The organism is Candidatus Methylomirabilota bacterium, from assembly GCA_035260325.1.
In the GTDB taxonomy this organism is placed as follows: domain Bacteria; phylum Methylomirabilota; class Methylomirabilia; order Rokubacteriales; family CSP1-6; genus AR19.
Genome location: DATFVL010000089.1, coordinates 21,018 through 27,078 on the forward strand (window position 1 = coordinate 21,018; position 6,061 = coordinate 27,078).

Sequence of the window (6,061 nt, forward strand, 5' to 3'; positions counted from 1 at the left end):
ATACGGCTCAGGCCACGCCCGAGTGGAGCGCGATCGTGCCGAGGCCGAGACGGCGCCAGCGGACGTCGCGCAGGCCGGCCCGCTCCATCGCGCGCGCGAGCTCCGCGGGCGTGACGAAGCGGTCCACCGACCGCGGCAGGTAGGTGTAGGCTTGGCGGTCGCCCGCGACGAGCGCGCCGAGGGCGGGCACGACGCGGCCGAAGTAGAGGCCGAAGAGGGCGCCCCACACGGGCACGTCGGGGCGCACGATCTCGAGCGCCAGCACACTGCCGCCCGGCATCGTCACGCGCCGCATCTCCCGGAGTCCGGTCTCGAGGTCCTCGAGGTTCCGCAGGAGGAAGGCCGACATCACGCACGCGAACGTTCGGCTCGGAAAGGGCAGGGCGAGCGCGTCGCAGGCGACGAGCGGCACGCGCCGGGCGTCGCGCGCGCCGAGCTTGGCGCGCGCCTCGCGCAGCATGCCCTCGGCGAAGTCGCCGCCGACGACGAGACGCGTCGGGTCGAGCGCGCGCAGCGCGAGGGCCAGGTCCGCGGTGCCGGTCGCGAGGTCGAGCGCGGGGCCGGGGAGCGCCGCGGCCGCCAGCCGCGCCACGTGGCGGCGCCACGCGTGGTGGCGGCCGCCCGTCATGAGCGAGTTCATCCGGTCGTAGCGCGCGGCGATGCGCGTGAACATCACCCTGACCGCGTCGGCCCGCTCGGGCACGATCATTGAAGGGCTCGCCTCGCCGGAGGCACCGTCTCGGCTCGCAGGGCCATCCTCTATATATAGAGACCGGCGACGACCGAGACGAGGACGATCAGGGCGATGTAGCCGTTGACGTTGAAGAAGGCGACGTCGAGACGCGAGAGGTCGCGCGGACTCACGAGCGAGTGCTCGTAGACGAGGAGCGTGACCACCGCGAGCCAGCCCGCCCAGTATGCGAGGCCCAGCCCCGTCAGCCACCCGAGGAGCGCCAGCGCCGCCGCCGTGAGGGCGTGGTTCACGCGCGCGGTGACGAGCGCCGGGCCGACGCCGAAGCGGGCGGGCACGGAATGGAGCCCCTGCGCGCGGTCCACGTCCACGTCCTGGCAGGCGTAGAGCAGGTCGAAGCCCGCGATCCAGACCGTGAGTGCGAACCAGAGGACGAGGGCGGGCGCGTCGAAGGCGCCGCGCACCGCGATCCAGCCGCCGGCCGCTGCGATTCCGTCGGTGAAGCCGAGGATCCAGTGGGACGTCCAGGTGAAGCGCTTCGTGTAGGAGTAGCCGACGAGGAAGACGAGGGCGAGCGGCGCCAACGCGAGGCAGAGCGGGTTCAGCCGCCACGCCGCGACGAACAGGAGCGCCGCCCCCGCCGCCGCGAAGAGCCGCAGCTCCCAGACGCCGAGCGAGCCCGTGGGGAGGTGGCGTCCCGCGGTTCTCGGATTCGCCGCGTCGATCGCGCGATCCACGACGCGGTTCGCCGCCATCGCGCACGTGCGCCCGCCCACCATCGCGGCCGTCACCCAGCCGAGCGTGCGCCAGCCGGGCCAGCCGCCGGCGGCGAGGACCATCGCGATGTAGGCGAAGGGGAGGGCGAAGACCGTGTGCTCGAACTTGATCGCGTCGAGCACGCGGCGGACGCGGTTCAGAGCCCGTAGTCCTTCCAGCGCCGCGTGACCAGCGCGCGGATCTCGTCCGTCATGACGATCTCCGCCGGCCAGGGCTGGACGACGTCGTCGAGCGCGCCCTTTTCGGTCGCGTCCACGCCGAGCTTACCGCCGAAGCGGTGCCGCAGCGCCGCGTGGTCGAGGTCGTCCATCGGGCCCTCGAGGACGACGAGGTCCCGCTTCGGGTCGATGTTGCCCGTGGCGCGCCAGGCGACCTCGGAGAGGTCGTGGACGTTCACGTGCTCGCTCACGACGACGAGCGTCTTCGCGAGCATCATGAGGCCCATGCCCCACAGCGCCGTCATGACCTTCCGCGCCTGGCCCGGGTAGCGCTTCTTGATCGAGACGATGACGAGGTTGTGGAACACGCCCTCGGCGGGCATGTTCAGGTCCACGACCTCCGGGAGCAGCAGGCGGATGATCGGCAGGAACAGCCGCTCGCTCGCCTTGCCGAGCCAGTAGTCCTCCTGGGGCGGGCGGCCGACGAGCGTCGTCGGGTAGATCGGCCGCCCGCGCCGCGTGACCGCGGCGAGATGGAACACGGGATAGTCGCGCGCGAGCGAGTAGTAGCCCGTGTGGTCGCCGAACGGCCCCTCGAGCCGTCGCTCGCGCGGGTCCACCCAGCCCTCCAGCACGATCTCGGCCTGCGCCGGCACCTCGAGGTCGTTCGTCACACAGCGGACCAGCTCGACGCCCTCGCCGCGGAGCCAGCCGGCGAAGACCACCTCGTCCACGCCGGGCGGCAGCGGCGCGGCCGCGGCGTAGATCAGCGCCGGGTCGCCGCCGAGCGCGATCGCGACGGGCATGCGCTCGGTCCCCGCGCTCTCCCGCGCGACGCGCTCGTGCTCGGCGCCGCCCTTGTGGGTCTGCCAGTGCATGCCGAGCGTCGCGTCGTCGAAGACCTGGAGCCGGTACATGCCGACGTTGCGCTGCCCGGTGCGCGGATCGCGCGTGAAGACGGCGGGGAGCGTGATGTAGCGGCCGCCGTCGCCCGGCCAGCAGCGGAGGATCGGGAGCCCCGCGAGCGACGGCTTCGCGGTGTCCACCACCTCCTGGCAGGGCGCCTGCGCGACGCGCCGCGGCCCGGCCTTGACGAGGTCGAAGAGCGTGCCGAGCTTCGCGAGCCGCTCGGCGAACGTCCCGGGCAGCTTCAGGTCGAGGAGCTTCGCGACGCGCTCGCCCAGCTCGTCGAGCTGCCCCACGCCGAGCGCCGCCGCCATCCGGTCGGCCGCGCCGAACGCGTTGACGAGCACCGGCACGTCGAAGCCCTCGACGCGCTCGAAGAGAAGCGCGACGTTCCGGTCGGCGGGGCCCTTCGAGACGCGGTCGGTGATCTCGGCGATCTCGAGGTCGCGCGAGACGGGGGCGGCGACCCGGCGCAGGCGGCCCGCCTGCTCGAGGTGGGCGGCGAACTCGCGGAGGTCGCGGAACGCGCTCACGCGCCGTCCGCGCTCACTCGTGGTAGAAGGTCGCGACGAGCCAGCCCGCCACCACGGGGAAGGCGAGGCTCGGGACCACGCGCACGGCGACGAACTTCCAGCCCATCAGCGGCGCCTCCCAGGCGATGATCCGCTGCATGCCGAAGAGGGACCACGCGGTCATGTAGGCGACGAGCGGCGGGAGCGCCGCGCCCGAGTGCGCGAGCGCGACCATGAGCGGCACGCTCACCATCGGCCCGCCCGGCGTGAGGACGCCGGCGACGGTCGCGATCAGGAGCGCGCGAAGGCCGCTCTGCTGGCCGAAATACCGCGAGACCACCTCCTGCGGCACGAGCACCTGCATGAGCCCGGCGAGGAACAGCGCGGGCACGAGCCGCGGCAGGATGAACCACAGCAGCGAGGCGCCGTGCTTGGCGCCGAGGAGGGGGAGCCCCGGGTCCTTGACGTACGCGACGACCGCGAGCGCCAGCGCGACCCCGACGAGGACCAGCGTGGAAGGGTCGAGCGGCCCGCGCATGGCGACCATTATTGCATAGGGGTGGGTGACCGAAGGATACTCGGCAGGTGGACGAGCGCACCCAGAGCCTGCTCGACGGCATCACCGCCGCGCTCGTCGTGGTGGACGCCGACCTGGCCGTCGTCGCCTGGAACCGGGCGATGGAGTGGGTCACCGGTGTCGCGCGCGCGGAGGCCCTCGGGCGGAAGGCCGACGCGGGCCTGCCGGTCCTGCGCGACCCGGAGCTCGTGGCGCGGCTCCGGGAGGCCGCCGCCGGCGGCGAGCCCGCGACGCTCGAGGTCCTCCACGCGGTGCCCGAGGACGAGCGCCCGCTCTGGCTCGAGGTGCACTGCGTGCCGTGGCGCGACGAGGCGGGGCGCGTCGTGGGCGGGCTCGGCGTCCTCGTCGACATCAGCGAGCGCCACCGGCGCGAGCTGTTTCTGAGAGCGATCGAGGCGATCGGCCACTCGCTCGCCTCCTCGCTCGACCTCGACGAGGTGCTCGACACGATCGTCACCAAGGCGCGCGAGGTCATGGGCGCGGAGGCCGCGCTCGTGGTCGCCTGGGACGGCGTCGCGCCCGCGTTCAGCGTCATGCGCGCGGTCGGGCGGCTCTCCCGTGAATACGCCGGCGCCGGCTCGATCCCGGCCGGCGGCGGGCCCGTCGCGCGCGCGATCCGCGAGGCGCGCCCGGTCGCGACGCGCAACATCCTCACGGACCCCAACGTCTGGCTCGCGCCGGAGCGGCGCGCCCAGGTCGCGCGCGAGGGCTACAAGGCCGCGGCCGCGGCGCCGCTCGCGGCGAAGGGGCGCGTGCACGGCGCGCTCGTCGTCCACTATTGGGAGGAGCGGACCTTCGGCGACGAGGAGCTGGCGGCGCTGAAGCTCCTCGCCGAGCAGGCCTCGCTCGCCATCCAGAACGCCCAGATCTACGGTCAGGCGGAGCGCCGCCGCGCGGTCGCGGAGGTGCTGGCGCGCCTGGCGCGCGAGCTGACGGCGAGCCTCGACGTCGAGCGGATCGCCGAGCTGCTGGCGCGCGGCGTCGTCGAGTTCATGGGCGCGCGCGTCGCCGTCGTGTTCCGCTACGAGAGCGAGGACGGCTCGCTCCACGCGCTCGCGGCCGCCGGCGACGACGCCGAGGCGATCCGCGGCGTGGTGCTCGGCGCGGGCGAGGGGGTGGCGGGGCGCGCGGTGGCCGAGCGCGCGACCGTCCTGGCCCGCGACATCCGGTCCGATCCCGACGTGCGCCTGTCCGCCGCCGTGCGCGAGCGCCTGAAGGAGGCGGCGTCCCGCGCGGCGATCGGCGTCCCGCTCCTGACCCACGAGCGCGTCATCGGCGCGCTGGCGCTCGGCGCGGACGAGGACCGCGTGTTCACGCCCGACGAGGTGCGCGCGCTCGAAGGTCTCGCCGACCAGGCGGCGCTCGCGTTCGAGAACGCGCGCCTGTACGCGACCGCGCGCGACAGCGTCGTGCGGCTGCGCGACACGCAGGCGCAGCTCGTGCAGGCGGCGAAGATGTCCGCGCTCGGCCAGCTCGTCTCGGGCGTGGCCCACGAGCTGAACAACCCCCTCTCCGTCATCATCGGCTACGGCCAGCTCCTGCTCGGCCGCGACCTGCCCGAGGTGGTCAAGCGTCCGGTCGAGCTCATGGTGTCGCAGGCCGACCGCATGGCGAAGATCGTCCGCAACCTCCTCTTCTTCTCGCGCCAGCGCCCGCCCGAGCGTGTCGGCGTGGACCTGAACGAGGTCCTCGATCGGACGCTCGCGCTCCGCGCGATCCAGCTGACGCTCTCCGGCATCGTCGTCGAGAAGGACCTCGCGGCGGAGCTGCCGCCGGTCTCCGGCGACCCGCACCAGCTCGAGCAGGTCTTCCTGAACCTCGTGCTGAACGCCGAGCAGGCCGTCCTCGAGACGCAGCGCGGCGGCCGCATCCTGCTGCGCACGCGCGTCGCCGAGGAGGGACACGCCGTCGAGGCGCAGGTGGTGGACGACGGGCCCGGCATCCCGGCCGAGGCGCTGCCGCACGTCTTCGAGCCGTTCTTCACGACCAAGACCGTCGGCACCGGCACGGGGCTCGGCCTGTCCGTCTCCTACGGCATCGTGCAGGAGCACGGCGGCCGGCTCACCGTCGAGAGCCGGCCAGGCGAGACCGTGTTCACGCTCGTGCTGCCGGTGCTGCGGCCCGCCGAGGCGCTGGCGCCGGAGCCGCCCGTGGTCCTGATGCCGATCAAGGGCGAGGGGCGCGTCGCCCTCGTCGTCGAGGACGAGCCGAGCGTGCTCGACCTCGTCGTCACGCTCCTCCACCAGACCGGCTGGAACGTGGACGTCGCGTCGGGCGGGCGCGAGGCCCTCGAGCGTGTGCGCGGCCGGCGGTACGACCTCGTCGTCTCCGACATGCGCATGGCCGAGGGGGGCGGCGAGGAGTTCTACCGGAGCGCGGTCGCGCGCGACGCGACGCTGCGGCCCCGCTTCCTCTTCATCACCGGCGACACGGCGAACCG

Annotated in this window: 5 protein-coding genes; 1 reads left to right on the plus strand and 4 read right to left on the minus strand. The window is 73.8% G+C overall.

Annotated elements, in window-relative coordinates; genetic code table 11:
• Positions 1–7: 7 nt before the first annotated feature.
• The 4 genes from VKG64_06340 to VKG64_06355 are packed head-to-tail and all read right to left on the minus strand — an operon-like array spanning position 8 to position 3,582.
• Entirely contained in the window at positions 8–709 is a 702-nt protein-coding gene (locus VKG64_06340) for a ubiquinone/menaquinone biosynthesis methyltransferase (GenBank protein HKB24659.1), read from the minus strand.
• Between the two features lie 50 nt (positions 710–759).
• Positions 760–1,590 carry a UbiA-like polyprenyltransferase gene (locus VKG64_06345; protein ID HKB24660.1) on the minus strand — a complete coding sequence of 277 codons (831 nt, stop codon included), beginning with the start codon at positions 1,588–1,590 and terminating at the stop codon, positions 760–762.
• A 14-nt stretch (positions 1,591–1,604) separates the two neighbouring features.
• On the minus strand, positions 1,605–3,065 hold the full coding sequence (locus VKG64_06350) for a menaquinone biosynthesis decarboxylase (GenBank protein ID HKB24661.1): 1,461 nt from the start codon (positions 3,063–3,065) through the stop codon (positions 1,605–1,607).
• 13 nt (positions 3,066–3,078) lie between these two features.
• A complete protein-coding gene (locus tag VKG64_06355; protein ID HKB24662.1) occupies positions 3,079–3,582 on the minus strand; it encodes a permease in 504 nt (167 codons plus the stop codon).
• A 47-nt stretch (positions 3,583–3,629) separates the two neighbouring features.
• Between VKG64_06355 and VKG64_06360 the strand changes: the two genes are divergently transcribed.
• A partial coding sequence (locus VKG64_06360; protein ID HKB24663.1) for a GAF domain-containing protein occupies positions 3,630–6,061 on the plus strand: 2,432 nt, incomplete at its 3' end.